Origin of the sequence: Paenibacillus sp. 2KB_20 (assembly GCF_052115765.1) — a bacterium.
In the GTDB taxonomy this organism is placed as follows: domain Bacteria; phylum Bacillota; class Bacilli; order Paenibacillales; family Paenibacillaceae; genus Paenibacillus_AQ.
Map to the genome: position 1 here is coordinate 267,429 of NZ_JBFRHH010000005.1, position 25,538 is coordinate 292,966.

At 51.3% G+C, this 25,538-nt stretch carries 21 protein-coding genes; 6 read left to right on the plus strand and 15 right to left on the minus strand.

Annotated features, from left to right (window positions below):
* The first annotated feature begins 1 nt into the window (after position 1).
* Positions 2–472, plus strand: a complete 471-nt coding sequence (locus AB4124_RS15805) for a DinB family protein (RefSeq protein ID WP_441973433.1) — start codon at positions 2–4, stop codon at positions 470–472.
* A 123-nt stretch (positions 473–595) separates the two neighbouring features.
* On the opposite strand, the gene AB4124_RS15810 is transcribed toward AB4124_RS15805, so the two are convergent.
* The 7 genes from AB4124_RS15810 to AB4124_RS15840 all read right to left on the minus strand — a co-directional run bounded on the left by AB4124_RS15810 (position 596) and on the right by AB4124_RS15840 (position 10,911).
* A complete protein-coding gene (locus AB4124_RS15810) occupies positions 596–1,327 on the minus strand; it encodes a nucleoside phosphorylase (protein ID WP_339273406.1) in 732 nt (243 codons plus the stop codon).
* A 1-nt stretch (position 1,328) separates the two neighbouring features.
* The gene (locus AB4124_RS15815) at positions 1,329–2,003 is read right to left on the minus strand and encodes a sulfite oxidase-like oxidoreductase (RefSeq protein ID WP_076322827.1); all 675 of its coding nucleotides are present in this window, start codon (positions 2,001–2,003) and stop codon (positions 1,329–1,331) included.
* 96 nt (positions 2,004–2,099) lie between these two features.
* Positions 2,100–3,023 carry an ABC transporter permease gene (locus tag AB4124_RS15820; RefSeq protein WP_098742272.1) on the minus strand — a complete coding sequence of 308 codons (924 nt, stop codon included), beginning with the start codon at positions 3,021–3,023 and terminating at the stop codon, positions 2,100–2,102.
* A complete protein-coding gene (locus AB4124_RS15825) occupies positions 3,007–4,074 on the minus strand; it encodes an ABC transporter permease (protein ID WP_098742271.1) in 1,068 nt (355 codons plus the stop codon). The genes AB4124_RS15820 and AB4124_RS15825 overlap by 17 nt, the downstream gene beginning before the upstream one ends.
* Positions 4,074–5,567, minus strand: coding sequence for an ABC transporter ATP-binding protein (locus AB4124_RS15830; RefSeq protein WP_441973434.1), 1,494 nt, complete (start codon positions 5,565–5,567; stop codon positions 4,074–4,076). The genes AB4124_RS15825 and AB4124_RS15830 overlap by 1 nt, the downstream gene beginning before the upstream one ends.
* 69 nt (positions 5,568–5,636) lie before the next feature.
* Positions 5,637–6,680: a BMP family lipoprotein gene (locus AB4124_RS15835; RefSeq protein ID WP_441973435.1), complete on the minus strand. Its 1,044-nt coding sequence runs from the start codon at positions 6,678–6,680 to the stop codon at positions 5,637–5,639.
* Positions 6,681–7,041: 361 nt separating this feature from the next.
* On the minus strand, positions 7,042–10,911 hold the full coding sequence (locus tag AB4124_RS15840; RefSeq protein WP_441973436.1) for an RCC1 domain-containing protein: 3,870 nt from the start codon (positions 10,909–10,911) through the stop codon (positions 7,042–7,044).
* Between the two features lie 190 nt (positions 10,912–11,101).
* Here AB4124_RS15840 and AB4124_RS15845 point away from each other — a divergent pair, with 190 nt between their 5' ends.
* Positions 11,102–13,723 carry a LuxR C-terminal-related transcriptional regulator gene (locus AB4124_RS15845; RefSeq protein WP_441973437.1) on the plus strand — a complete coding sequence of 874 codons (2,622 nt, stop codon included), beginning with the start codon at positions 11,102–11,104 and terminating at the stop codon, positions 13,721–13,723.
* A 91-nt stretch (positions 13,724–13,814) separates the two neighbouring features.
* On the opposite strand, the gene AB4124_RS15850 is transcribed toward AB4124_RS15845, so the two are convergent.
* Positions 13,815–15,167, minus strand: a complete 1,353-nt coding sequence (locus tag AB4124_RS15850) for an MATE family efflux transporter (protein WP_441973438.1) — start codon at positions 15,165–15,167, stop codon at positions 13,815–13,817.
* 396 nt (positions 15,168–15,563) lie between these two features.
* Between AB4124_RS15850 and AB4124_RS15855 the strand changes: the two genes are divergently transcribed.
* Entirely contained in the window at positions 15,564–16,838 is a 1,275-nt protein-coding gene (locus AB4124_RS15855; RefSeq protein WP_441973439.1) for a chitinase, read from the plus strand.
* A 124-nt stretch (positions 16,839–16,962) separates the two neighbouring features.
* On the opposite strand, the gene AB4124_RS15860 is transcribed toward AB4124_RS15855, so the two are convergent.
* Positions 16,963–17,328: an MmcQ/YjbR family DNA-binding protein gene (locus AB4124_RS15860; RefSeq protein WP_076322818.1), complete on the minus strand. Its 366-nt coding sequence runs from the start codon at positions 17,326–17,328 to the stop codon at positions 16,963–16,965.
* 148 nt (positions 17,329–17,476) lie between these two features.
* On the opposite strand from AB4124_RS15860, the gene AB4124_RS15865 reads away from it, so the two are divergent.
* A complete protein-coding gene (locus AB4124_RS15865; protein ID WP_379412575.1) occupies positions 17,477–17,869 on the plus strand; it encodes a hypothetical protein in 393 nt (130 codons plus the stop codon).
* 82 nt (positions 17,870–17,951) lie between these two features.
* Positions 17,952–18,707: a YheC/YheD family protein gene (locus AB4124_RS15870; RefSeq protein WP_441973440.1), complete on the plus strand. Its 756-nt coding sequence runs from the start codon at positions 17,952–17,954 to the stop codon at positions 18,705–18,707.
* Positions 18,708–18,836: 129 nt separating this feature from the next.
* On the opposite strand, the gene AB4124_RS15875 is transcribed toward AB4124_RS15870, so the two are convergent.
* The 6 genes from AB4124_RS15875 to AB4124_RS15900 all read right to left on the minus strand — a co-directional run bounded on the left by AB4124_RS15875 (position 18,837) and on the right by AB4124_RS15900 (position 24,344).
* Positions 18,837–19,223 (minus strand): RidA family protein, encoded by a 387-nt coding sequence (locus tag AB4124_RS15875; protein WP_430111704.1) that lies wholly within the window; start codon positions 19,221–19,223, stop codon positions 18,837–18,839.
* Between the two features lie 83 nt (positions 19,224–19,306).
* On the minus strand, positions 19,307–20,836 hold the full coding sequence (gene nhaC, locus AB4124_RS15880; RefSeq protein ID WP_441973441.1) for a Na+/H+ antiporter NhaC: 1,530 nt from the start codon (positions 20,834–20,836) through the stop codon (positions 19,307–19,309).
* 143 nt (positions 20,837–20,979) lie between these two features.
* A complete protein-coding gene (locus AB4124_RS15885) occupies positions 20,980–22,152 on the minus strand; it encodes a MalY/PatB family protein (RefSeq protein ID WP_441973442.1) in 1,173 nt (390 codons plus the stop codon).
* Between the two features lie 56 nt (positions 22,153–22,208).
* Positions 22,209–22,880, minus strand: coding sequence for a helix-turn-helix transcriptional regulator (locus AB4124_RS15890; protein WP_441973443.1), 672 nt, complete (start codon positions 22,878–22,880; stop codon positions 22,209–22,211).
* Between the two features lie 362 nt (positions 22,881–23,242).
* On the minus strand, positions 23,243–23,752 hold the full coding sequence (locus AB4124_RS15895) for a CYTH domain-containing protein (protein WP_441973444.1): 510 nt from the start codon (positions 23,750–23,752) through the stop codon (positions 23,243–23,245).
* A gap of 136 nt (positions 23,753–23,888) precedes the next feature.
* Complete coding sequence (locus AB4124_RS15900; protein WP_441973445.1) at positions 23,889–24,344, minus strand: DinB family protein; 456 nt, start codon at positions 24,342–24,344, stop codon at positions 23,889–23,891.
* Positions 24,345–24,548: 204 nt separating this feature from the next.
* Between AB4124_RS15900 and AB4124_RS15905 the strand changes: the two genes are divergently transcribed.
* Positions 24,549–25,523 (plus strand): aldo/keto reductase, encoded by a 975-nt coding sequence (locus tag AB4124_RS15905; RefSeq protein ID WP_441973446.1) that lies wholly within the window; start codon positions 24,549–24,551, stop codon positions 25,521–25,523.
* The last annotated feature ends 15 nt before the right edge of the window (positions 25,524–25,538 follow it).

The following is a 25,538-nucleotide window of genomic DNA, read 5'->3' on the forward strand; positions in this document are numbered from 1 at the left end:
CATGAGTCATGAAGGTCAACAGCAATTCGAACGATGGCATAGACACCGTACGGTCTTGTTGCAACTGCTGCAGGACGTAAAGAGCGAGCATTTGGATTATAAACCGTGGGAGAACGCCTATACCTTGGGTGCATTAGCTGTTCATATTGCAGCGTCCTCAGATATGTTCCTGCGCTCCATTGCAAAAGGCTCGTTCTCTCCGCCTTCGATTTCCACCGAGTACGAAACCATCGATGACATTAGAAATATCGTGCAAGCTTCAACCGAATCGTCTACAGCGGTTTTTGCTGAATTGTCTGACAGCCAGCTCGAGCAGCCGCTCGACTTTAACGGGTTCGTTGTCCCAGGAAAAGTGTGGCTGGGCAACATGGTCGATCACGAAATCCACCATAAAGGGCAATTATTCACTTACGTGCGGGCTGTCGGAATCGAAAAGGTTCCCTTCTTCACGGTCCAGCCGCCAAAGCAGTAACGATAGGTACTGCTGGAGTTGCTGCTGCAAATCTCTAATGCTCCCCCCAGATTCATCATACTCAAAACAAAAAGCCGGATTTCCTGCAGCTTGCTCTCAGGTAATCCGGCTTTCTTGCCCTTACTAACCCTGCTTCGCCAGCTTCACCACAGCCTGCAAGGCCGTGTTAATCTCGCGTTCCACCGCGTCGGCGACCACATTCGTGTTCGGGTCGTACTCGGCCGCGAGATCAGCGTCGGCAAAGCCGTCCATTGCTACAATCGCACCGGCGCGAACGCCGCGGATCGACGCAACGACGTACAACGCCGCAATTTCCATCTCTACGCCAAGCGCTCCCGCTGCTTTATACTTTTGGTGCGGTACTTCTTCAACGCCGTTAAAGAACACGTCCAGGGTTACAGTAATCCCCTTACGCACCACGCCCTCACCGATCGCAAGGGCGGATTCGTACAGCGCTTCCGCTACCTGGCTGTCCGCAACTGCCGGAAAGCCGTCTGGCACCAGCTGTTTCGTCAGGCCATCCGTACGGATCGCCGCGGTGCTGACAACAAGGCTTCCCGCAGGGGTATCCGCCCGATACGATCCGGCCGTGCCCACGCGAATCAGGGTCTTTGCCCCCGCGCGGATCAGCTCCTCGAAGCAAACCGCAGCTCCCGGACAACCAACGCCGTGGCTGGTTACCGCAAGCTCGACGCCTTCATACGTCCCCACGAAGGTGCGGTATTCCCGGCTGAACGCGAGTTCGCGCGCGTTTGTAAGCTTGCGGGAAATGGTCTCCGCACGCTTCGGATCGCCGCAGACAATCACAAATTCAGGTATATCCTCTGAGTTCACTTGCAAAATAGGCATCAACATATTAGTCAAACTCCTTATGTGTCCATTCGTCTTCAGGTATATCCAGTGCCTCGCCGCTAAACCGTTCTTCCTTGAACGGGTCCGCTTCATTGTGGAAACCGTTGCGTTCCCAGAAGCCTGGGCGGTCTTCCTTCATAAACTCAATGCCGCGCAGCCATTTGGCGCTCTTCCAGAAGTAGCGATGCGGCACAACCGTGCGCAGCGGCCAGCCATGCTTGTCCGTCAGCGGCTCGCCGTTAAAGCGATAGGCCAGCAGCACATCGTCCTTGAGCAGATCCTCAATAGGTACATTCGTATCATAATCCGGATCGGCATGAAACATGACGTATTTGGCATCCGGCTTGATCTTCAGCCCCGCCAGGAAATCCCGGAACAGGACTCCCTCCCAAACCGTATCGAATTTGGACCAGCGGGTGACACAGTGAATATCGGTATTCACGGTCACCGTTGGCAGCCCCATGATATCTTCATAAGAAAACGTCCGTTCCTCTTCGACTTCGCCGAATACCTTGAGCGTCCACTCCGACATGTCGTAATGAGGAACCTCCCCTTCGTGCAAAATGGGGAATTTCTCGGTCAGCGTCTGCCCCGGCGGCAGCTTGGCACGCTGCTCCTCGGTCAGGTTGCCCACCGCCACCGGCTTCATTTTTTTCAAACGTTCTGCTTTTTTGTGCACCAAGTTCATCTCCTTTACGCTTGATCGCTTTCGCATCCGCTTATCGACGGGATGAATTCAATCACATCACAGGTTGTCACGGCGCAGCATGCGCACCTATCTGGAGCTTGAGCCCTGCTTCAGTGCATCCTGCTGGAAGCTTTTGTCCTTAAAGAAGAACATCGCCAGAATCGTGACGACATAAGGCAGCATCTGCGTGAAATGCGTAGGCAGCGCTAGTCCCTGGAACCTTATGCTGAGCGCATCCATAAAGCCAAACAGCAGGCTTGCGGCCGTTACTCCAAGCGGACCCGATTGGCCCAGCATCGTGGCTACGAGCGCAATAAAGCCGCGTCCAGCCGTCATGCCTTCCGTAAACATCGTCACCTGGCCAAGCGACAGCTGCGCACCGGCAAGCGCACACAACACACCGCTCGCCAGCACGGCTCCATACTGATACCGTCTTACACGGATGCCCACACTTTTGGCAGCGAGTGGATTCTCGCCGGCAGCCAGGAACCGGAAGCCGCTCTTCGTGCGATAGAAATAATACCACATGAGGCCCGCAATCAAAAACGACAGATAGACAAGCGGCGTCAAACCCGCCAGTATCGGACCGATCACCGGAATATCCTCGATAATCGGAATGTTCCATTTCGGCAGCCCGACCATCGTATTGTCATAAAATGCACCTTTTACATCAAAAATAGCCCGTAAACTAAATGTGGTCAATCCAGCCGCCAACGCATTCATCGCGATACCGACCACAATGACGTTCGCCTGCAGATTGATGCTGAGATAAGCAAATATAAAAGAGAATATCGAAACGATCACAATCGCGAACAAAATCGCATAAAAGACGTTGCCGAAGAAGTGGTTCCCCACCACGGCGGAAAAAGCGCCAAGCAGCATAAAGCCTTCCAAACCGACGTTGAACAGTCCGACGCGCGAACACAGGGCACCGCCGAGGGCCGCAAGCAAGATCGGAGTGAGCACCCGGAGGGCCGAGTTGATTAAGGCAAGATCAAACAGCTGTTCCATCGGATTTGTTCCCCTTTCTGCGCTTCAGGAAGCTGTAAGTGAATCGGGCGGAGATAAACAGAATCAGCACGGCTTGGATAATCGCTCCTACCTCAAGCGGCACTTCCGTATTCCGTTCCACGCCCATACCGCCTGTCTGCAGCGCGGCCAAAAAGATCGAGGCAATCAGCGTGCCGATCGGATGCGATCCTGCCAACAATGCAGCCATAATGCCCGTCCAGGCATAGTCGGCCGTAGATAATGCACCATCAATATAGCGATACTGGGAGCCCAGAATTTCAACGGCGCCACCAAGACCGGCCAAGCCGCCGCTGAAGAACATGGCGCCAAGCATCATCGGTCCGCGCTTAACGCCGCCAAACAGGGCAAACAGCGGATTGCCGCCAAGCATCCGTACCTCGTAACCGATCACGGAGCGCTTCAACAGTACGAATATAATCAATGCGGCCAGCACCGCGAGCACAAAGCCTACATGCAGCGGCATACCGGAGATTAGCTTCGGCAGCCAGACGCTGTTATCCAGCATTTCGGATTGCGCCATCGCAGCCGAACCCGAACGGTCCTTCAGCGGATAGGCGACCAGATAGCCTGCAAACAATACGGCCACATAATTCAGCAGAAGCGTAGAGATCAGCAAGTTCACCCGGAACCTGGAATCAAAATATCCGGCCATCACGGACCACAATCCACCTGCAACAATACCGGCAAGAATTGCAACGATACACACCAGCCAGCCCGGGCCCGGCATGTACAATCCGACCAATGCGGCAGAAAGCGCGCCAAACACCATCTGACCTTCCGCGCCAAGGTTAAAGAACCCTGCACGGAATGCAAACGCCGCGCCCAGACCAATCAGAATAATCGGGGTCGCCCGGGACAGCGTATTCGTAAAGAAATACATGCCGCCGAAGGCACCCTTCCACATCTCCGCGTAAGTCTGCAGGATATCGCCGCCGGCAATCATGATCGCGATGGCTCCGGCAAGCAGCCCAACAATGATGGCGGCAATCGGCTGGAGCAGCGGAAGCGTAAATTTTGTCCATTTATTCATTACAAGGCTCCTCCCGCCATCAGCAGTCCCAACTTCTCTTCTGTCGCTTCCTTCGCCGACAGCTCGCCCGCGATCCGGCCTTCAAACATAACCAGAACCCGGTCGGACAGCTTCAAAATTTCTGTTAATTCCGACGATACCAGCAGAATTCCCGTCCCCTCTTCACGCCGCTTGAGCAGCTCGCCATGGATTGTCTCCATGGCTCCGATGTCGACGCCGCGCGTCGGTTCGGCAGCGATCAGGAACGGGGTTCCCTGTTCCAGTTCCCGTGCGACGATCAGCTTCTGCAGATTGCCGCCGGATAAATATTGCGTGCTGGTCTCCAGGGAGCCCGTCTTGATCGAGAACTTCTGAACCCATCCGGAAACTAACGAACGAATGTCCTTCAGATTAAGGAAGCCGCCCTTCTGCAAGCGGCGGTGGTGCCCCATAAGCCCGGTATCCATCACGGTTGCCGTTCGATTAGCACCCCATACATAGCGATCCTCCGGAATATGGGCTAATCCGTGCTCCCGTATCTCCCTTGTCGACATGCCGGTTACGTCCTTGCCCGAAACGGCAATCCGGCCGCTGTCCGGCTGAGCCAGACCGGAAATTACCTGAAGCAGCTCGGACTGCCCGTTGCCGGAAATACCGGCAATCCCGACAACTTCGCCCGCACGGACTTCAATATTCACTTCGTCCAGAACCGGCTTTCCTTTCGTTCCGCGGATCGAAACGTCCGATACTTCCAGCACCTTTTCACCTGGCGTGATCGGCTTGCGATCTAGTTCTATCAGTTCGCGGCCGACCATGAGACGGGAAAGCTGATGGGCATCGGTGTTTCCCTTCTCCACAACACCCGTGACGGCACCGTCACGGAGCACCGTGATGCGATCGGCCACATCAAGGACCTCGTTCAATTTATGACTTATCAGAATAAAGCTCTTTCCCTGTTTGGAGAGCTGTTTAATGGCATCCAGGAGCTCCTGTACCTCGAGCGGCGTCAGCACGCCCGTTGGCTCATCCAATATAATGATTTTGGCGCCCTGATACAGCACCTTCAAGATTTCAACCCGCTGCTGCACGCCAGGCGCGCTGCTGCTTACGATTGCGCGGGGATCCACCTTCATTCCGTATTGATCACAAAGACCCTCAACAATCTTCACGGCTTGCTTGCGGTCAAACCTGGCACCTGATCCCGGTTCATTGCCGATCACGATATTCTCAGCGATTGTAAACGTAGGAAACAGCATGAAGTGCTGGTGCACCATACCGATGCCGCCCTGAATCGCGCCCTCCGGGCTTGCAAACGAAACTTCCTTGCCATTCAGCCGAATCGTACCCGAGGTTGGCTGCTCCATCCCGTACAATATCCGCATCAGCGTTGTTTTGCCTGCACCATTCTCCCCGACGATCGCATGAACTTCACCCGCACGCAGCGAAAAATCAATGCCGCGGTTTGCGCTAAACTCGCCATACTTTTTCGTAATATTGTCCATCCGGAGTAGCATCGAGTCATGCCTTCCTTTCGCTTCTGAATGAAAGACCGACTGCTCATGTGCAGCCGGTCCAGGTGAGAACTAATTTTGTTCCAATGCGTTGGTTACTTTAATCTTTCCGGCGATAATATCGTCGGAAATCACCTTAAGCTGATCTACGATGTCTTGTCCAATAAATGGGTTAAGCGGTGTTTTGCTCTCATGGGTTACGTAAGTAAGACCCACGCCGCCTTCTTTCAGACCGTAATCACGAATATCGAATGAGTATTTGTCTTCTGCAAAGTCTTTAACCGTTTCGTAGACAACAGCGTCTGTACCTTTCAATTGAGCAAGCACAACGTGCTCGGGATCCGTGCCCGTGTTATCCGTATCTTGTCCTGAAGAATAGAAGCCTTTCTCTTTCGCGGCTTCGAATACGCCCAAATCACCAACAGCGGAAAGGCCTGCAACGAAATCGGCACCTTTGGAGTTCTGCAGGAGTGCGAGTTCCTTCGCTTTAGCCGGATCTGTGAAACCGCCGACGTAGTTAACGAAAATTTCAACGTTAGGGTTTACCGATTTTGCACCTTCTGCAAAGCCGGTCATATATTTATGCATAATCGGAATGTCGTCTGCAACCACGTTGCCAACCTTGTTGGTCTTCGTAGCCAATCCAGCTGCTGCACCAAGCAGGTAAGCTGCTTCATGTTCACGGAATACGACGCTGCGGACATTCGGCAAATCCACTACCGTATCGATAATGGCAAAAGGCACGTCCGGATTCTCCGGTGCAACCTTCTTCAGTGCATCTTCCATTTGGAAGGTGGATGTGATAATCAAATCATATTTTTCAGCAACCGCCGTACGCAGGTTTTGCTCAATCGAAGCCGGGTCTGTCGATTCAATCGTTTTCACTTCGACATTGAAATCGGCAGCAGCTTTCTGCAATCCTTCGTCCATCAATGCAAAGAAAGGATTCACGCCGATCTTCTCAGGGAGAACAAGTGCAATGCGTTTCTTATCTTGAGATCCTTCTGAACCGCCATTAGCTGCACCATTGTCAGTAGACTTATCATTATTGCCGCAACCAGCAAGCAATCCAACGGATAATACGAGTGTTAATAGAATTGACCATGTCTTTTTCATTTCCTGACCTTATCCTCCTAAGTGAGCACTTTTTATACTATTATCCTATGGTATAGATAAGCAGATGTCAAAACAAAAATTTTAGCGTTTTATGTAGTTTAATGTGTTTTTTAGCAAAAATTTGGCGGAAAACTGCCGATATCACAGAACATTACCTTATCAAAATGTCGAGAATGTTCGGAAATTGCCAACATTTGAGCAAGCGTTTTCTGCCGAGATCAGCATGAAAACGCATTAATTTCAAATTGTTGGCAGCTTATATGCTGCTTTTCCTTTTCATTCACGCAGAAAGGGATGCCTAAAGGCATCCCCTGCAAATATATGAAATGTTCTAAGATCCGACCTAGTTAATCCCGCTGAATCAATCGATCAGCTCTGCTGCCTTCAATAACCGCTGCAGCATGACGGCCGCCTCGCCGCGGGACAGCTTCTGCAGCGGCTTAAGCCCTGCGTCGGCTCCATGGACTATTCCTTGCTGCACAAGCGCGGCAGCAGCCGGTTTGGCCCAAGCGGAAAGGCCTTGGAGATCTTTAAAAGAGGAAAGGATACCAGTTGATTCCATCTCATTCACTGTAGTTGTTATACCTGCCAGTTTCATCACTCTAGCCATAACCACTATGGCCTCTTGGCGCGTAATCCCTTGAGTTGGCCGAAAACGGCCGTCCTCATACCCCTGAAGAAGCTCATACTGTACGGCTTGTGCAATGACGCCGCTATACCAGTCGCCTGCGCCGACATCCTGAAAAGCAGGAACTTCTCCCTTCACCTCGTGCAAACCGAGTGCCCTGACGGTCATGGCAGCAAACTCCGCACGATTCACATGAGCGTCCGGAGCGAAACGGGTCCTCTCGGGCTGATTCGCACCTGGGTTTGTGGGCTCCTTCACTCGGCCGCTTCCATCGAGGATCAATCGCGAAGCCAGATCGTTCACAGCATCCTTGGACCAATGAAACGAAACATCGGCAACGCTCGCTTGATGAGATATAAGAGCAACGGTTCCGGCGGTGAGGCGATGCAGAACGGCCTCGCTGCTTCCATCCTTCTTCATCTCTATTCGCGTCGGGATATGATGGAAATCTCCATTCTCATCCACCCGGGCAGCTGTAGTAATCGGGCCTGACACTCCCTGTCGCCATGAAATCCGGTGCTCCACATACTGTGGAAACGGATCTAATTGCAGGGATATGTCCTGAACTTTAGCTGTAATTTCAAAATCGACAGGCAAACCGATAAGGGTTATGCCGGATTGCAGCGCCGCCTTCTGTACAGCCTTTATCTTAGCTGCATCGCTGGCAGCCATCGTTAGAGTCACCAATATTTGATCCGCCGCTATCGGCTTATCCAAACTTCCCGACTTCTGCCAGCGCGATGATGCCATCACGGCAGCAGGAACATGGAAGGTACCGAGAACGGATCGGATTTCAATGGCGCCCTGCTTTGCATCAAGAAGGTCAATTGCAGCACCGCTTATTTCCAGGTAGACATGATCCGCAGACTGTGCAAGCGCAATGACGATGACCGGATTGTAGTCCACGGTCTTTAAACGGGCTTCCAGCTTTGCCGTATCCAGCTTCATCGAAACGACGGTATGTCCATCTGTCTCATGGAACAAGCCTGTAACCATCCCTTCCTGAGATTCATCGTTTAGCGTAACTCTGACATTCACTCTATTCTCTGCTGGCGTGGCACTGCCTGATGAACCTGAATTTGCGTATCCTGAGCCTGAGCCAGTACCTCCAGGAGATAAACCTCCTCCCGGTTCTTCAGGCGTTACACCTCCGCCTCCGGTTGACGACGCTCTTGTCACCATCACTCTATATTTCAGATGCTGGCCATCCGGCGCCGTCACAACGACCTCGATTATATGGTTACCGACGGAAACCGGGAGTTCCGGGCTCTCCTGACCGGAGAAAATATGGATCGGCCCCACTTCCAAATCCCCGGCTTCCCCGTACACGCTGACCGATACCTGTACACGAGCGTCATACACCTGGGCAGTCACCGTAAGGCGTTCCGTTTCATTGGCTACATGTGCCTTGTAGTCATGATGGTATCTATCGAATTCAGGGCTCAGACCCACTTCCGCTCCAGGTGAATTCAGCGCCAATGCTTGCAAGGTGGCGTCATACGGCGTGGTCGCAGGCTCCCTGACCGTAAAGCTCCAGGTATCCCCGCCTTGAATTCCGGCAAAATAGGTACCCGAATGGTTACCGGTAAAAGCCCCAGACTCGATCTCGACATAATAAGTCGTTCCATAGTCGAAAGCAGTCAACGGTTCCAGGGTCAACGTGTTCCCGAGAACCGAGACTTTACCTGCATCAGCAGCATCGATGGTCTCCACGACGCGTTGATCCGAAGCTTGCCTAATCGTAATCGATTTACCGGACACAGCCGTCACTTCTTCATTAAAGACAACCTGCAAGGTCGCATCTCTTTCAACCCCGACAGACTGATGAGCCGGCGTATACGATACCGCCGTAAGTTCGGTTGGTGCCGGGTTCGCACTCCATTTGGCATACAGCGTGACATCCTGCATACCAAATATAAGCTTGCCTCCAGCCGGATAATCGATCCCGCTTCCATCGGCCTCCGTATTCCAGCCGACGAAGGTATATCCATCCTTGCCCAGTTGGCCTGTATTGCCCGCTACAACCGTTTCTTCGCCTCTGGCAAACAAACCACTGCTTGCCGGAACATTCCCCGTCGTATTTCCGTTGCCATCATAGATTAACGAGTAGATTTGCGGCCATTTCGTTGTCACTTTCAGCATGCGGTATGCGCTTTTTCTGCCGACGGCATCTTTGGCGATGACATTAAAATAATAATCCGTGCCTTCAGCAAGTCCGTTTACCGCAAGTGCGGTTTGATCCGCCGTGTAGCTTCCGATCGGCTTTCCGTACCTCTCCATTTGACTTACGTCCCCGATATTTGGGCTGCCAGACGAATATAAAAGATACTGCAGGTCGTGCTGCTCCGTCATATTGTCCCGGGCCTTGGGCCACTCCAATCCAACGGAGTCCGCGGTAATGCTGTACGGATTCAAGACCCCACTTCCTGTATCCGGCGCCGTGGTATCCAGCACGGCCTTCGTCAGGGTAGGAATATCCCTGGTATTGTTGTAGGTCCCATCCCCGATTTGCCCTCCGGAGTTAAAGCCCCATGCCCAGACGGTCCCATCCTTCTTCATCGCCACGCTATGATAGCCGCCGGCGGAAATTTCACGAACATGCTCGATCCCTGACACAGGGGCCGGAATTAGGCTTGAACCATTCGAGCCTAGGCCGAGCTGCTTCTGACTGTTATCCCCCCAGCTCCATACGTTTCCTGCTTGGTCCACTGCAAGACTGTGGTACCCACCGCCTGCAACCGCAACAATATGCTCCAAGCTTCGAACCTGCACCGGTGTCGTTCGGTTTGTTCTCGTGCCGTCCCCAAGCATGCCGTATGTGTTTTTTCCCCATGCCCAGACGGTGCCGTCTTGTTTAACCGCCAAACTATGAGACCCTCCGGCGGCAATGGCAACGACGTCTGTCAGCCCCGCCACCTGTACCGGCGTGTATCGATCCATCCTCGTTCCATCGCCAAGCTCCCCGTCTCCGTTCACGCCCCAGGCCCATATGGTACCGTCGGATTTCAAGGCAAGACTGTAATATCCTCCAGCCGCAATCGCCTTCACATCGCTTAGACCGGTCACGAGAACCGGGGTGTTTTGTTGTATCGTCGTTCCATTGCCCAGCTCGCCGTTGTCGTTTTTCCCCCAAGTCCATACGGTGCCGTTCTCGGAAAGCGCCATGCCGTGATAGCCCAATCCGCCTGATATGGCCCTAATCCCGCTTAAACCTGCAACTTGTGTGGGGGCGTTCACATTTGTTGTCGTTCCAATTCCCAACTGTCCGTTCTCGTTCGCCCCCCAGGTCCACACCGTTCCGTCCTGACGGAGCGCCATGGAGCTGCGGACGCCGGAATGAATGTCAATGACATGGTTCAAACCCTTCGCCATGACCGGAGTGATCCGGGTGCTCCAGCTGCCGTCGCCCAGCTGTCCCCTGTCTCCATACCCCCATGAATAAACCTCGCCGCTGCTTACAAGCGAAGCGGTATGATAGTAACCGGCAACAAGCTTCGGTGCAACCGCGGTGGCTGCGAAGGCTTGCCGGTATCCGAATACCCAATCCATCTGCATCAACAGCAAAGCTATACATAGCAGGATTTTCCCTGAATGCCTTAACATAAATCTCCTCCCTCATTTCATCAGCGCTTATAAACCACAATCCCGGTCGGGACCGTGGTACCAAGGATGCTATCAAATAAATGGAAGGGAAACGATTGACAAACGTTAACTTTTCATCATTTTTTTCATATAATCTAGTTATCTTGACTCAATTTCGAAAAAATAACGTTCGTATATAGCGAGGGTATCTATGAAGTTACTGACTGATTCACCTATTCTGAAAATGAAAATAAGCCTTCCCGGGTTAAAAAAGCATCTCATTCACCGGGATCGGCTTATTCAAGCGATGACAGCAGGCCACAATGGACAACTAACTACCATTATTGCCCCTGCCGGATACGGCAAATCGACACTGCTGGCCCAGTGGGCCCATGGAGCCAACGAGCGATGCGCCTGGGTGTCGCTGGGTGAACGGGATAACGATCCCGTCCGCTTTTGGCGATACGTAACAGCCGCCTTGGCTTCGGTTCTTCCAGAACAGCAAGGAGATCGGCTTATGAACCATACGCATCTGCTGCCAAGCGCCTCGATTGAAAGCTTTCTGGATACGCTGATCAGTGAATTATACGAGGAGCATGAACCCCTCAATCTCATTCTCGAGGACCTGCATAGCATTCACTATCATGCAATCCACGCGGGGATTTCCTACTTGATTGATTACCTCCCTGAGCCTATTCATCTATTCATCTCCTCCCGAACCGAGCTTCCATTCCCCACAATGAAAGGGATGGTTAACCATGAGGTCAACCATATCGGAATGAAGCAGCTGGAATTCACCTCTGATGAAACCGAGCGCTTTTTCCGGCATGAATCAGATAGCAGTCAGCCCCGTCTAACTCCGATGCAGCTGGATGCATTGCTTAATCGAACGGAAGGCTGGATAACCGGGCTCCAGCTTGCTTCGCTTTCCCTGCGAACCGGCAGCGATCTGGAGCCATTCGTCGAAGATATGAAGGGAAATCAACTTCTGATCTCAAAATATCTGTTCCAGGAGGTGATAAGCAGGTTATCTCCCGAAGTACTCACTTTTCTGCTGCAGACCGCAGTCCTGTCGGAGCTTCATCCACAGGTGTGCGATGCTGTAACCGATCTCAACGACAGCCGCCCGATGCTGGAGGAGCTGCAGAAGCTGAATCTGTTTCTGGTTCCACTGGATGAACATCATACCTGCTATCGCTATCATCATCTGTTCTCGCAGTTTCTCCTGGACCTCCTGCTACGTGAAGATAACAGGGAGTGTACGAAGCGTCATCGGCTTGCCGGGCAATATTACGCTTCTGCCGGTTCTATGGATGAGGCCATTGACCATATGTTTGCAGCGCAGGACATTGAGGGGGCCGTGAACTTGCTGGAGCAGCATATGCAAACCGTGCTTGAACGGGGGGAAATTGCTACCTTGCTAGAATGGTTTGACCGCATCCCATCCCCATTCTCGATGAGACTTGAAATGTCATTAGCGCATGCCTTTATCATGGTTCTGGCAGGGGATCTGGAGCGGTCTGAGCGCATGCTCTCCCAGATTGAAGAAACGTGCGCCGCACTCGCGTCATCAAATCGACGGGAGCAGCTCCGAAGCAGCCTCCTGTTCGTGCGTTCCAATCTTGTTTTTCTGAACGGGGACTTCGGCAAATGGTTTGCTTTCAGCGAAGGCATCCTCGACAACGCTATGCCCGACAATCCGATCTACTATCAATTCGATTACAACCGTCAGGAGCCTTACGTAAGACGTACACCGCTTGGCATGAAGGGAGCTCTCTCCGCTGATACGGAGAAGATCGCACATCTGTTTACCGGCGTGCTGGAATCCCATGGATGGGCGCATTCGCTCATGAATTTATATGTAAAGCAATCCTTGTGCGAGGGGTATTATGAATGGAATCGGCTTGCCGAATGCCGTCAACTGCTGGTACAGATTCGAAATGCGCCCCCCGCCAAAGAAACCATGGGTTTGTTCGTGCCGCTTCATATAACCGAAGCCAAGCTGTACGCTGCGGAGGGCAAGTTTCATCTGGCCCATTATGCTCTGGATGAAGCATGGACCGCTGTCCTCGGCAGGAAAGCGAGCCCATGGCTTGCTCCATTAAAGGCTATACGATGCATGCTCTATATTCGGGAAGCGCGTATAACCGAAGCCCGAAAGGAAGCGGCCGCCCTCCCGATTTCCGTCAAGGACCGACCAACCTATAGCCGGGAAACCGAATATCTGGCGTTCGTTCGCCTGTTAGGCAAACAGCGCAGGGAAGCCGAGGCGCTTCACCTCCTGGAGCTGTTAAAACCCCAAGCCGAGCGCGAACAGCAACGATCCAGCATCATCGAGATCACAGGCCTGCAAGCGCTGCTGGAATATCAGCGTGGTCAGCGAAAGCAGTCCCTTCATCTCCTTGGCGACGCATTGCGTATTGGAGCACAGAACGGTTATGTCCGTTCCTTCCTGGACGAAGGAGAGGAGATGTACCAGCTGCTGAAGCTGTATGCAAACCACCAAGGAGAAGAAAGCGGCTTACAGCCGGAACAGCATCAGTTGCTTGAATATGTACGCATCCTGTTGGAGCATTTTCCGGATTATCCCCAAGCGGACCCTTCATCCGCCAAGCTATCCCCGTCTGTTCTCCCGGAACAGCTGAATCGGAATGAAATGAATCTCCTGCATCTGATCCGGCAAGGTGCCGCCAATAAACAGATGGCCGCTGCACTTGGCCTGTCCGAAGGAACAGTCCGGGTATATTTATCCAGACTGTATGGCAAGCTCGGCGTGACTACCCGCACGCAGGCGCTGGTTAAAGCCCAGTCATTAAACCTGCTAGAGGATTGAACGTAACCATACAAAAGAACCCCGGGACACGCGTTCCCGAGGCTCTTTTTTTACTCTATGGATTTCTTACCATAAGACAACCGTCCATCCATCATGAGCTGAAGGATCGTATCCATTTGAATCGATTAACCTTTACGATCGCCACAAAACACTTCAGTATCTGATCGGACTTCAAGCAAATGAATATGGCGAGTGGTGATAAATCGAACACGAACGCGCATAATGCCGAGGAGGGCAGCACGATCAGCCACATAAAAATCAAATCGTTGTAAAGGACAAAGCGGGTGTCTCCGCCGCTTCGCACAATGCCCGTTAATGCCGGCATCTGATAAGCCGTTCCGACTACGGTGATCGACAACACTGTCATGAAATGGAGCGCGAGTGTCTTCGCCTCATCGGATATGGAGTAGAAGCCCAGGACGAAATCCTTAATTACAAACAGCACAGCGCCCGTCAGCAAGCCGAGCAGGATATACAGAATCTGCAGCGTTTTGGCATAGGATATGATTTTGTCCATCAACCCTTCACCGATGGTCTTCCCAATCAGCACAGCCGTTGCGCTGGCCGAAGCGTAAACGATGACTGTCACCATCTGGAAAATCGTAGTCGCAATACTGTTGGCCGCGATTGCCGATTCTCCCATATGCCCCAGAATGGCAGTTTGTGCCGCCATGGCAAGCCCCCATATCGTGTTCGACAGCAGAATCGGGGAGCCTACGCGAATGTACTGTTTGAAGAGCTCCATATCGAACTGCAGGAAATCCTGCAGCTTCAGCAAAATTTTGCGATCAAATCGTTTAATGTACACCAGGACGATCACACATTCAATGATTCTAGCCGTCAGGGTAGCGATAGCCGATCCGGTCACACCCAGTTCAGGAAAACCTAAATACCCGTAGATGAGGATATAGTTCAGGCAGATGTTGATAATCAGGGTCGATAACGATACCACAAAGCCGATTTTCACCGTTTCCACGCTTCGTAGTGAAGCCAGCAAGGAACTGGTGACGGCAAAGAAGATATAAGAGAAACAGATGATTCGTAAATATTCCACACCTGCGGCTATAACATTCTCTTCCTTCGTAAACAAGGACAGTACCTCATGCGGGAAAAAGAACACGACTATCCATAACACAATACTGAGGAAAATGGCCATGCGCATGCCGATGCTTGCTGCTTTTTTGATGGAGCCTAAATCCTTCGCTCCCCAGAATCTGGACGACATGATGACCAATCCTTCGCATACGCCCATAACTAGCATGTGCAGCAGGAATTGGATCTGGGTCGCGAGGGCAACACCCGATAGGGCCGATTCACTGTATCCTCCCAGCATGACGTTGTCCGACAAATTCACGCCGACCGATATCAGGTTCTGCATCCCGATCACAAGCGTCAGCCAGAAAAAGCTTTTGTAGAACCCTTTTTCGCGAACAAATAAACTCATGTCAGTTAACCTTCTTCGTCTATAAGATGATGAATCTCTAATATGTATGAAATTACACAAATGAACAGAACATTATGAAGTGAAGCATGCTTTCCATAGATTAATAGATTGCTAGAATCAAGACATAATAACATTATAATGTTTTTGCGTTAAAAAACTAGTTATCAAGTTGGAGGACACTGCGAATGCCAGTATTCGAACTTCGACGGCATCTTTAGTGATTCCACAGCAAATCCCCTGTCTATCGTCACATCTCCCCCGCTTGGTCGCGCCAGAGGTTCCCCATCAGTGTCAACTGCGCGTTAAATCGTGGGATTTCCTGACTATGTACAAAACAACATACCGTATATATGATGGCAGTGTATTCCAATCCCAATGATACAGAGGAGAATGTGTATGACCGTGTGGAAATATCCGTTATCCCGCAAAATGATCCAGCGAAGTATGATTGCAGCCCTCTGCGCTGCGCTCCTCATGACCCCGCTTCATGCCTTTGCAGCCGATGAAGCGCCCCAGCCCGAAGCATCTTCCGCTCATCCGGCAGCCAGCACCAAATCCAGCACCTCAGCTCCAGCACAAATCACCGAGAATCTAGGCGGTTCCCTAGCGATCGGGGAGCACCGGCTAATAAGTCGTAAGGAGATCGACCAGAATTGGGATGGCCTCGATCCGGATTACACACCGGAGAAGGCGATCGCCGCTGTTAGAGCACTGCTCTCGGAGGAAGACTTCGAGGCGTTGTTCCCTTACCGGCTAGGCTCGGCGGAATGGTTTAAAATCGCCAATGGCAAAGAATACTATAAAGCCGATCAGACCGACTATTTCTCATACGACAATCTCATCAACGCGGTCGCGGAGGTCTCCAATCTGAAGATCAAGATCAACACGCGGCAAGGAACCCCTTCCGCGCAGGAGATTTACCGATTAGACAAGGACGCCCGCGTTGAAACACTCGTTGTGCGTTCAGCTGACTTCCATTCGGTTGAGAACCTTAACAAAGATATTGAAACCGTTATCATTGATGGCGGCACTTTCCTGAAGGAAGGGTTCAAGAAGGACCGCAAGCGTGAACTGGCCGCCTTCCTCGCCAATCTGTCCCACGAAACGGGCGGAGGCTGGGCTACCGCTCCGGGAGGACCGCTCCGTTGGGGATTGTTCTGGAACGAGAACATCGCCGGCCGGACTGGTGTCAACAAGGATGCTTTCGTCGATCCTGCCAGCGCGGTGCTGTATCCCGGAACACCAGACAAACGCTATTATGGACGGGGACCGATCATGCTCAGCTGGAACTTTAATTACGGCCTGTTCAGTTCCATCATCTATGGAGACAAAAGCGTGCTGCTGGACCATCCGGAGATCGTTGCCGCTGACGGCAAAATCGGCTACATGACCGCCATCCTGTTCTGGATGACGCCGCAGGACCCGAAGCCTTCCGCCCATGACGTAATGGTTGGCAGATGGAAGCCTTCCCCGCTTGAGAAGTTCAGAGGGCTGGGTGATCCCGGCTTCGGTACGACCGTGATGGTCTTGAACGGCCTGGAAGCTAACCTCGGTGAAACCGAGGGCAGCCCGGTGCAGCGCCGCGCCGGTCACTACCGCGATATTACAAGCCGTATGGGCGTTGATATTACCGGGGAGAAAGTGGATACTTTGGGCATGAGACCATTCTGATACGAAACCGCCCAGCGGATGGGTTGAACTAGGTTTGATGGTACCATCTAATAATCGCCCTCTGGCAAGTGGATGTTTATCTGCCTCCACTGTGCCACAGGGCGATTATTTATTTCAGCAGGCTTCATACCAGCCGCTGAGAGATCGCATCGCGCTGAGCCTTCGGTAAACTCTTCAGCACCAAATCATAGGAATGATCAATCATATCCTGGAGGTCCGCTTCCGTTAAGGAGCCATCCACGGTAATGGTATTCCAATGTTTTTTGTTGAGATGATAACCGGGCTGCACCGCGTCATGCTGCTGGCGCAAATTCTCTGCAATCACCGGATCGCATTTCAGGGAAATATGACTAACCTTCTCTCCTGCCGTTATGGTAATCAGGGCAAACATTTTGCCCCCGACTTTCATGACGATCGGAAGCGGGCCGAACGGATAATCCTCGGTTGCAGCTTTCTTCGAAAGACAGTAAGCAATGAGTGGGCTTCGCACCTGGGAATTCTCTCCTTCTAGATCAGATCTATTTGATTATAGTAGATGATGTTTCCCTGTTCAATTCCGGTTTATATTTTGTTCACGCTCCGTTCATATAACTCTTGTATATTGGGACCGATTCAAGATGCAAGGGGGGGAATATCCATTGGTAAAATATAGTAAGTGGCTGATGCGTATCGCGGCAATCTATACACTCTTCGGTGCTTTGATCGGAGCGGACATGGCAGGGAGAAGTAACTACAGCATGGTTGCAGGCCACGCCCATATTCTGGTGGTAGGCTGGCTGACCTTATTTGCCTATGGCCTGTTCTACTACGTGTTTCGGGAAAAACTCAGTTTGAAGAAGACGGCCGCGCTGCACTTCTGGACGAGCATCCTCGGGGGAGGGATCATGCCGCTGGGCATGCTGATGTATTATCAGATGCAGAATACGGCAACCCTGCTGGCCTTTATCATACCGGCGTCGATACTGCTTGTCGCGGCAGCTTTATTTATCATCTTATTGTTTTTCGATAAAAAATTGTTTTCAAGCACATAGCTTGGTTTAAGGCCATCGTGGAGGCTTGCTCTACTTTTTTGGCATATGCTGAACAAAAAAGAGAGAGGTGAGCCTCTTAACAATGAAATATAAAAGCAGTACCATCAAAAGCAAATGGAAGAAAACGAAATGGTTAAACGAAGATTCTTATTTCAGACAATACGTACCGCACACATTGCCGTTTAGTAAAAAAAACCTGAACGCTATGCTGGCGGACTACACTACGGTTTTCTTCAAACCTACGGATGGTTCAGGCGGCAATAACATCATCCGAATCCGCAAAACGGACGGGGGCTACCAAAGCCAGCTGAATACCAAGAAAACGTCATACTCCAGCTCATCTCAATTGTACCGTGATCTGAACCGCTTTGCCGGGAGCAGACCCTACCTGCTGCAAAAAGGAATTCGTCTAGCCAAAAGCAATGGAAAGCCATTTGATATCCGGGTAATGGTCCAGAAGACTAGGCAGGGAGCCTGGGTCAGCACCGCCCTGTTCACCAAAGTCGGCAACCCTAACAAAGTCGCCACCAATTATAATCAAGGCGGCACCATTAGCACGTTCCGCAAGACGATGAGCGGCGCCAATTTCGCCTCGGCCTTCACCCAACAGCTGGAATCCGAGCTCAAAGGACTTGGCGTAGCGGTAGGTAAAAACTTTGACCGCCATTATCGCGGCTTCCATGAACTGGGACTGGATGTAGCCGTAGATTCCAATGGCAGACCATGGATTCTTGAGGTTAACACCAGACCCCAAGTTTATCCGCTCAAAAACTTGAAAGACAAAAGCCTGTACTATAAGGTTCTGTCTTACGGGAAGCAATATGGGCGTACGAAATAAACACGGTAACCCCTTTTCAAACCAAACAAACTGCCGGGCTTCATGCCCGGCAGTTTTGTTTAAAACTTAATGATATTCATATCCCTAATTTCAGCACATCGATTTGACTTCCTAGTCACGATCTGCTAGTTACGACTTGCGAGCTACCACTTCAATCTCAACCAGTCCATCCTTCGGCAAACGGGCAACCTCCACGGCGCTCCGTGCCGGATATGGCTCTGAAAAGAAAGAAGCATATACCTCGTTGACGGCTTGGAAATCATTCATGTCCTTTAAAAAGACTGTAGTTTTGACGATATCCTCCATACCAAAGCCGGCCGCTTCCAGAATCGCCTTCACGTTAAGCAGTGAACGATTCGCCTGCTCTTCTACCGTCGGGGCAAACTGCCCCGACGCATCCATCCCAAGCTGACCGGATGTAAACAGAAGATTTCCGTATTGCACCGCTTGCGAATAAGGGCCTATGGCTCCGGGTGCTTGCTGAGTGGCGATGGTTTTTCTCTCTTGTTGTGTCATGGTGTTCTCTCCTCTTTAGCGCATACGATCACGCATTTATATTGATGATTTCTTGTCTTAATCCAAGAAATATTCATCCTGCATTAATGGACAGATGCTGCACCTGCATCATCCGCATGAGGCTTGTTCTGACTTCCTTTATGCGGATTGTCGTATTCCTTCAACATTTCCTCCTGCTGCTCGGGCGTAAGCTTCGCGATGCCGAACCCGGTAAAACCCCAGATCGTTGCGAAGATAATGCCTGTCCAGCACAATACTGCCCAAGGTAAATAAGATAATGTCGCTACGCCAAGTGTACCGGCCATATAGGCACCTGCTGCCGTCCATGGCAGAATCGGTTCGGTAATGGCAGCGGAATCCTCCACCGTCCGCCCCAGGTTCTTCGGATGGAGACCGCGCCGGATGTAAGCCTCACGGAGCATCTCGCCTGGCATCAGGATGGAGACCTGTCCGTTGCTGGTTACGCCGATCATGGTCAACCCTGTTGCAATCGTAGCCAGGATCAACGAGCCGGTGGAACGCACATGCTTCAAGAGCTTGTCCACAATCAACTCCAGCGATTTGGTCAGCGATATCGTGCCTGCAAACGTGATCGCACTGAAACAGATGAGCAGTGTCCCCATCATGGAGCTCATGCCTCCCCGGTTAATGAGACGCGGAATATCGGCAATGACGGTATTGGGATCAAAGCCGCTAACATGAACCATCGCGATATCGAATCCGCTTACAACCGAAGTCACAACATCATGCAAAGTGAAGCCATGGAATATCATGCCGTTCGCCATGGCCACAAAGGACGACAGCAGCATGACAGGAATCGTCGGTTTCTTGGTGATCGAGCCGTACAGGACGATTAATACCGGCAGGATCAAGAGCAAATTCCAATCGTATATCGTTGTCATCGTGTTCATGATCTCGGTGACCTTCTCAGGAACCCCAACGCTGGATACATGGGTGTTCAGTCCTGTGACCACGTAAACGATCCCCGCCACGAAAAAGGACGGCAGCGTCGTATACAGCAAATGGCCGATATGCTCGTACAGATTAACGCCAGTGGACAAGGCAGCAATATTGGTGGTATCCGAGAGCGGCGAAAGCTTGTCCCCGAAGTAAGCACCCGCTACAACTGCACCCGCCACAGCGGCAAGATTGGCGTCCATTCCGGCGCCAACCCCCATGAAGGCAACCCCGATGGTCCCTGCAGATCCCCAGGAGGTTCCCGTACATACGGATACCACGGACGTAACCAGAAAAGCGGTGATCAACAAAAATTGCGGATCAATAATTTTCAGGCCGTAGTAGATCATCATAGGAATAGTTCCACCGACCATCCACGCGCCGATCATAAATCCGACCACAATCAAGATGAGGATGGCGGGCATGGTTTTCGCAATTTTTTGCGAAATGGATTCCAAAATATCGTTGTAGCTGTATCCCAGCTTAATCGCGATCAGGCCTGCGACAATGGCGGATGCAATAATCAGCGGTTCGGGCGGCAGCTCAAATAATACGTAACCAAGGCACAGCAAAATCACCATCGTAAAAATCGGAAGCAACGCCAGAAACATGGTCGGCTGCTTTATCATTCGTTCCTCTTTTGGTTTAGCCATCATGGATTCCCCCTGGATGTAAATAAGAAAATGTCTATCGAAGTACCTTCTCAGAAGACAGACCGCATATAGCGGAAGTTTTTCTTGCGAGATAAGGATGGTAAGCCTTTGAAGTTTATTCCTTCTGATCTCTTAAACTTTGGTTGTTAACGCTGTAGCGGATAAGCCGCGGCAAGCCGCTCCAGGCCTTCCTGTAATATATGACGCGGCGTGGCGATGTTGACCCTGATGAAGCCTTCACCGCCAGGACCGAAAGAAGAACCGAAGCTAACGCTGACACGCGCCTTCTCCTGAATCCACTCCACCAAATCCTTTTCATGGCAGCTCACGGCCGTACAGTCAATCCACAGCAAATATGTCCCTTCAGGTTCGATCACGGCCAGCTCTGGCATATGATCAGCTATGAATGTTTGGGCATAAGCCATGTTATCTTTGATATAAGCACGAAGTTCCGTTAACCATTCATCACATGCTGTGTATGCGACTTCCAGCGCAGGCACGGAGAAGAATGTAGGATTATGAATTCCGGCCTGCAGCAGACCGTGCTTAAACTGCCCTCGCAGCTCATCATTGGGAATGATGATATTAGCGATTTCGAGACTTGCCAGGTTAAAGGTTTTGCCCGGTGACGTACAGATAATGGAACGATTCGCAACCTCTTCGGACAGCTTCGCAATGACGGTATGCTCGTGTCCCTCATGAATGAAATCAGCATGGATATCATCGGACACAATCAGTGCGTCATACTGGATACAAAGCTCCGCCATGCGTTCAAGCTCATCCTTCGTCCATACGCGGCCAACCGGATTGTGCGGTGATATGAGCAGGACCAGTTTAACCCCTTCCCGCATCCGCCGCTCCATATCTTCAAAATCTATCTCGTATCGCCCGTCCGCTAGCCTAAGCGGACTTTCAACCAATACCCGATCGTTTAACGTAACCGCTTTCGCAATAGGCTGATAAACAGGTGTATGGACAAGAATCCTATCTCCGGTCTCCGTAAACTTCTGTATAATGACCGAAACGGCTTGAACAATGCGCGGACAAAATACGATCCATTCGGGCTCGACCTGCCAGTCATAGGCTTTATCAAGCCAAGTGCGGACAGCTTCGAAGTAAGGCGGGAACGGATCGGTATATCCGTAAATACCGTGACGTGCGGCCTCCGCGACCTTATCCACCACCATTGGCGGTGCTGGCAGATCCATATCCGCCACGGAGAGAGCGATCATGTCGCTCCCCATGCTCTGCGCCATCCCGTCCCATTTTGCACTGTTCGTGCCAAACCGGCTGACCACCTTGTCGAAATTAAATGTCATGATGTCACCTTCCATTGTCTCAGGATGCAATGCATTATTATTCGGTTGACAGCCGCTTATTTCAGCTTCTGCAAATAGCGATACACGGTAGGCTCCGATATGGATAAAGCCGCGGCAACCTTGGATACTCCGCCCTTCAGCAGAAATACCCCCTGCTCATTCAATTCCTTCACAATCTCGATCTTCTCGTTAGAAGATAAACGGTCCGCCGGAATGCTGATTTTGCTAAGGACGGTCTGGACGATATGCTGCAGCAAATCGTCCACGTTCCCCTGCAGATATTCGGTGGACGGTTTCTCCTCCTTGGATGCATCAAGAGCTGCTGGCGGCGTCAGCGATCCTCCCTGCAAAATGCTATTGATCCAGTCGGCCGCAACCTCCATATGCGTAATGTCGATGTTTAGGCACATCAGACCGACCAGCTCGTCGCTGCCGTTTTTAATAAAATACGTCGAAGATCGAAAAGTCTGACCACGGGCGCTGGAAGCTTTGTAGTTCGCGATGAACTGCTCTTCTCTGTAGGCCTCAGCCTTCAAAATTTTCAATACGAGGTCTGTGGATGCATCGCCGACCCGGCGTCCGCTAATATGGCCATTCTCGATAAAAATGATGGAGCGTTCCGGATCGCTGATATCGTGCACAACCACCTCGCATTGAGGTCCGATGATCGCCGCGATAAAAGAGGCAATCGGAAAATAGCTTTCAAGCAGCTGCTGGTTTTCATTCATGAAGAGCTTCTCCCTTCTCTGTTACGCCATTAATTATTTCTGATACGCCATCATTTGTTATGGATATCATCCCTTAAGATATAATAATTAATTATCATGATAATATTATATTATAATAATAAAACGTTTTCAATGCTTTTGTCTAAAAAAGTCGAATGCTTCTCAAAACACTCTTCAATGGACCATTACAGTTCGCCTTATGACAGAATTTTGGGTTAAATGCTATAAAAAAGGCTCTTCGCGGGCGGTCCGGTATGACCGCTCGCAAGAGCCTTTTTGCAACCATATGAGAACGCGTAGTATCCACGTTCTAGCTGCATATGTTTCCTATGTTTTAGCTAACCATTTCGTGACTAACGCCGTTACGATTCCCTGCCAGCTTGCTGCTGCAGGTCCCGCCATACTTTCTTGTTGCTGTATTGTTTCTCCGTGCTGATATCTTGTCCAAACCATGCCGGCGGCACAAAGCCGTCTGCGGCTTCCATGGAAGGAAACTCTACCTCCAGCACCAGCAAGTGAATCTGCGCATAATCGTCGATTTCGATGATCGTGTTCCCTAAGCGGGCGGTCACCCGTCTCTTGGTCAGCGGAATCGCGCCATGCGCCTTCACCACTTGCTCATAGAGTCCTTCGGAAATGGCGAACTCTATTTCCTCCCTGGCAATTCCCCATCCTTTTTTGAACGTATGAGTGAATTCAACCTGACCCGATTTCAGATCCGTTATTTTGCGGACCCGAAGCTCCTGATTCCCATCCAGCGCCAAATACGTCTGCTCGATGAACTGCTCCTTCTCGACCACGATGGTTCCTTCCGATATCAACTCTTCCGGATAAACCTCCAAAAGGTATTTGCGTTCGATTTCAATCGCCATAATTGTCATATCCTCCAATCGATGATCCCATCTGTGCTGATTCCATTATAAGGATCGATCACCGCAGCGACAAACAAAAACGATAGAAGGGATGCGTGGGGGCACCCTTCTATCGCTTCGTTTTCATCTTACTTTATCAATTTCTATAAGACTTGATCACCTGCGTGTGCATACCTTCGTGATACATGCTGAACGTAAGAAACTCGCCAACGGTTTGGAACGTCACGGGACCGATGGTCAGCGGATGAGCCGAAGCCTGGTCGAGGCGATTCGAGAAGGTTTCACGGATCCGGGTCGTTTGCTCCTGCAAAAGCTCTACCAGTTCGGAAATCGCAGGCACCTTCGACGTCCAATCGGCAGGTTTAGTTCCGGTTGCAAACCATGCCTCGAATCCTTCCGGAATACGGGGCTGCTCGCCCGCCGTTGCAAAAGCAAACTGCTCATGCACGGTGTAGATATGGCCCAGGTTCCAGCGAATGCTATTCGCAAATCCTTCCGGGATGATATCAGCCTCTTGCTCCGTTACATTTTCTACCGACTTTAAGGTCGCTCCTCTGGCAAAATCCAATTGATTAAAAATCGCTTCATTCATAAGACAATCCCCCTTCCAAATGGTTCGTAACTATCCTATCGTAATATTCAGCCTATCGCAAGGAGTCCTAAGGCATTTTGCACAACCTTTAGCATTTGTCCACAAACCGCTTCATCGATTAGACTAGAGGATATAATATAGTAAAGGCGATTGCGGGATCATGTTTATACTATAGGAAATCTATACATAAAGGAGTGGATCAAGATGAACTACCGCCGTCTTGGCAACAGCGGACTGAAAGTTTCGGAGCTCGGTCTTGGCACGAACGCTTTTGGCAAAAGAGCCGATCAAGAGACATCCACCCGCATCATAGACCATGCACTGGACCATGGCATCAATTTCATCGATACCGCCAATATTTACGCAGGCTCGGAATCCGAGCGCATCATCGGGGAGGCGCTTGCCGGCAAACGCCATAACGTCGTATTAGCCACGAAAGCCGGACTCGTGAACGGCCAAGGGCCGAACGAACGCGGTTCCTCCCGCTATCATCTGCAGCAAGAGCTGGAGAACAGCTTAAAGCGGCTGAAAACCGACTATGTGGACCTGTATCAGATTCATACGTTTGACCCGAATACGCCCCTTGAGGAAACCTTGCGCACGCTGGATGACATGGTATCGGCGGGAAAGGTCCGATATATCGGCGCTTCCAACTATGCCGCCTGGGAAATCATGAAGGCGCTTGGGATCAGCGAGCAGCGCGGATACGCCCGGTATGTATCCACCCAAACGAGTTATTCCCTGGCCGACCGTACGCCGGAGCTGGAGCTTGTTCCCCTCTGCCTCGATCAGGGCGTTGGCATCATCCCGTATTTCCCGCTGGCCGGCGGCATTCTCACTGGCAAATACGGTCAAGGCGCAAGCACGCCCTCCGGCTCCCGTGCGGAAACGGACCCTAACTTCAACCGCTTCCTGGAAGATCGCAATCTGAAGCTCGCACAGCAGGTCAGCCAGTTGGCTGCAGAGCATGGTCATTCCCCGAGTGCCCTGTCCTTAGCCTGGCTGATGAATCGTCCTGCCGTCTCCACTGTCATTGTCGGAGCTACGAAAACCGAGCAGTTGGATGATAACCTGAAGAGCCTGGATATTGAGATCGATGAAGCACTGGGTTCCAGCCTGGATGAAATCAGCGACGACTTTGTTTATGCCAAGCCGTTCGCGACTTATCGGCTGGGGTAAATAGCGTTATTTCAA

Excerpts from the sequence above, each read along its gene's own strand:
- AB4124_RS15890 (WP_441973443.1), bottom strand. The coding sequence starts at position 22,880 with ATGAATGAAAACCAGCAGCTGCTTGAAAGCTATTTTCCGATTGCCTCT.
- AB4124_RS15825 (WP_098742271.1), bottom strand. The coding sequence starts at position 4,074 with ATGAATAAATGGACAAAATTTACGCTTCCGCTGCTCCAGCCGATTGCC.
- AB4124_RS15895 (WP_441973444.1), bottom strand. The coding sequence starts at position 23,752 with ATGGCGATTGAAATCGAACGCAAATACCTTTTGGAGGTTTATCCGGAA.
- AB4124_RS15845 (WP_441973437.1), top strand. The coding sequence starts at position 11,102 with ATGAAGTTACTGACTGATTCACCTATTCTGAAAATGAAAATAAGCCTT.
- AB4124_RS15870 (WP_441973440.1), top strand. The coding sequence starts at position 17,952 with ATGAAATATAAAAGCAGTACCATCAAAAGCAAATGGAAGAAAACGAAA.
- AB4124_RS15820 (WP_098742272.1), bottom strand. The coding sequence starts at position 3,023 with ATGGAACAGCTGTTTGATCTTGCCTTAATCAACTCGGCCCTCCGGGTG.
- AB4124_RS15840 (WP_441973436.1), bottom strand. The coding sequence starts at position 10,911 with ATGTTAAGGCATTCAGGGAAAATCCTGCTATGTATAGCTTTGCTGTTG.
- AB4124_RS15855 (WP_441973439.1), top strand. The coding sequence starts at position 15,564 with ATGACCGTGTGGAAATATCCGTTATCCCGCAAAATGATCCAGCGAAGT.
- AB4124_RS15850 (WP_441973438.1), bottom strand. The coding sequence starts at position 15,167 with ATGAGTTTATTTGTTCGCGAAAAAGGGTTCTACAAAAGCTTTTTCTGG.
- AB4124_RS15810 (WP_339273406.1), bottom strand. The coding sequence starts at position 1,327 with ATGTTGATGCCTATTTTGCAAGTGAACTCAGAGGATATACCTGAATTT.
- nhaC (WP_441973441.1), bottom strand. The coding sequence starts at position 20,836 with ATGATGGCTAAACCAAAAGAGGAACGAATGATAAAGCAGCCGACCATG.
- AB4124_RS15875 (WP_430111704.1), bottom strand. The coding sequence starts at position 19,223 with ATGACACAACAAGAGAGAAAAACCATCGCCACTCAGCAAGCACCCGGA.
- AB4124_RS15885 (WP_441973442.1), bottom strand. The coding sequence starts at position 22,152 with ATGACATTTAATTTCGACAAGGTGGTCAGCCGGTTTGGCACGAACAGT.
- AB4124_RS15900 (WP_441973445.1), bottom strand. The coding sequence starts at position 24,344 with ATGAATGAAGCGATTTTTAATCAATTGGATTTTGCCAGAGGAGCGACC.
- AB4124_RS15835 (WP_441973435.1), bottom strand. The coding sequence starts at position 6,680 with ATGAAAAAGACATGGTCAATTCTATTAACACTCGTATTATCCGTTGGA.
- AB4124_RS15830 (WP_441973434.1), bottom strand. The coding sequence starts at position 5,567 with ATGCTACTCCGGATGGACAATATTACGAAAAAGTATGGCGAGTTTAGC.
- AB4124_RS15905 (WP_441973446.1), top strand. The coding sequence starts at position 24,549 with ATGAACTACCGCCGTCTTGGCAACAGCGGACTGAAAGTTTCGGAGCTC.
- AB4124_RS15805 (WP_441973433.1), top strand. The coding sequence starts at position 2 with ATGAGTCATGAAGGTCAACAGCAATTCGAACGATGGCATAGACACCGT.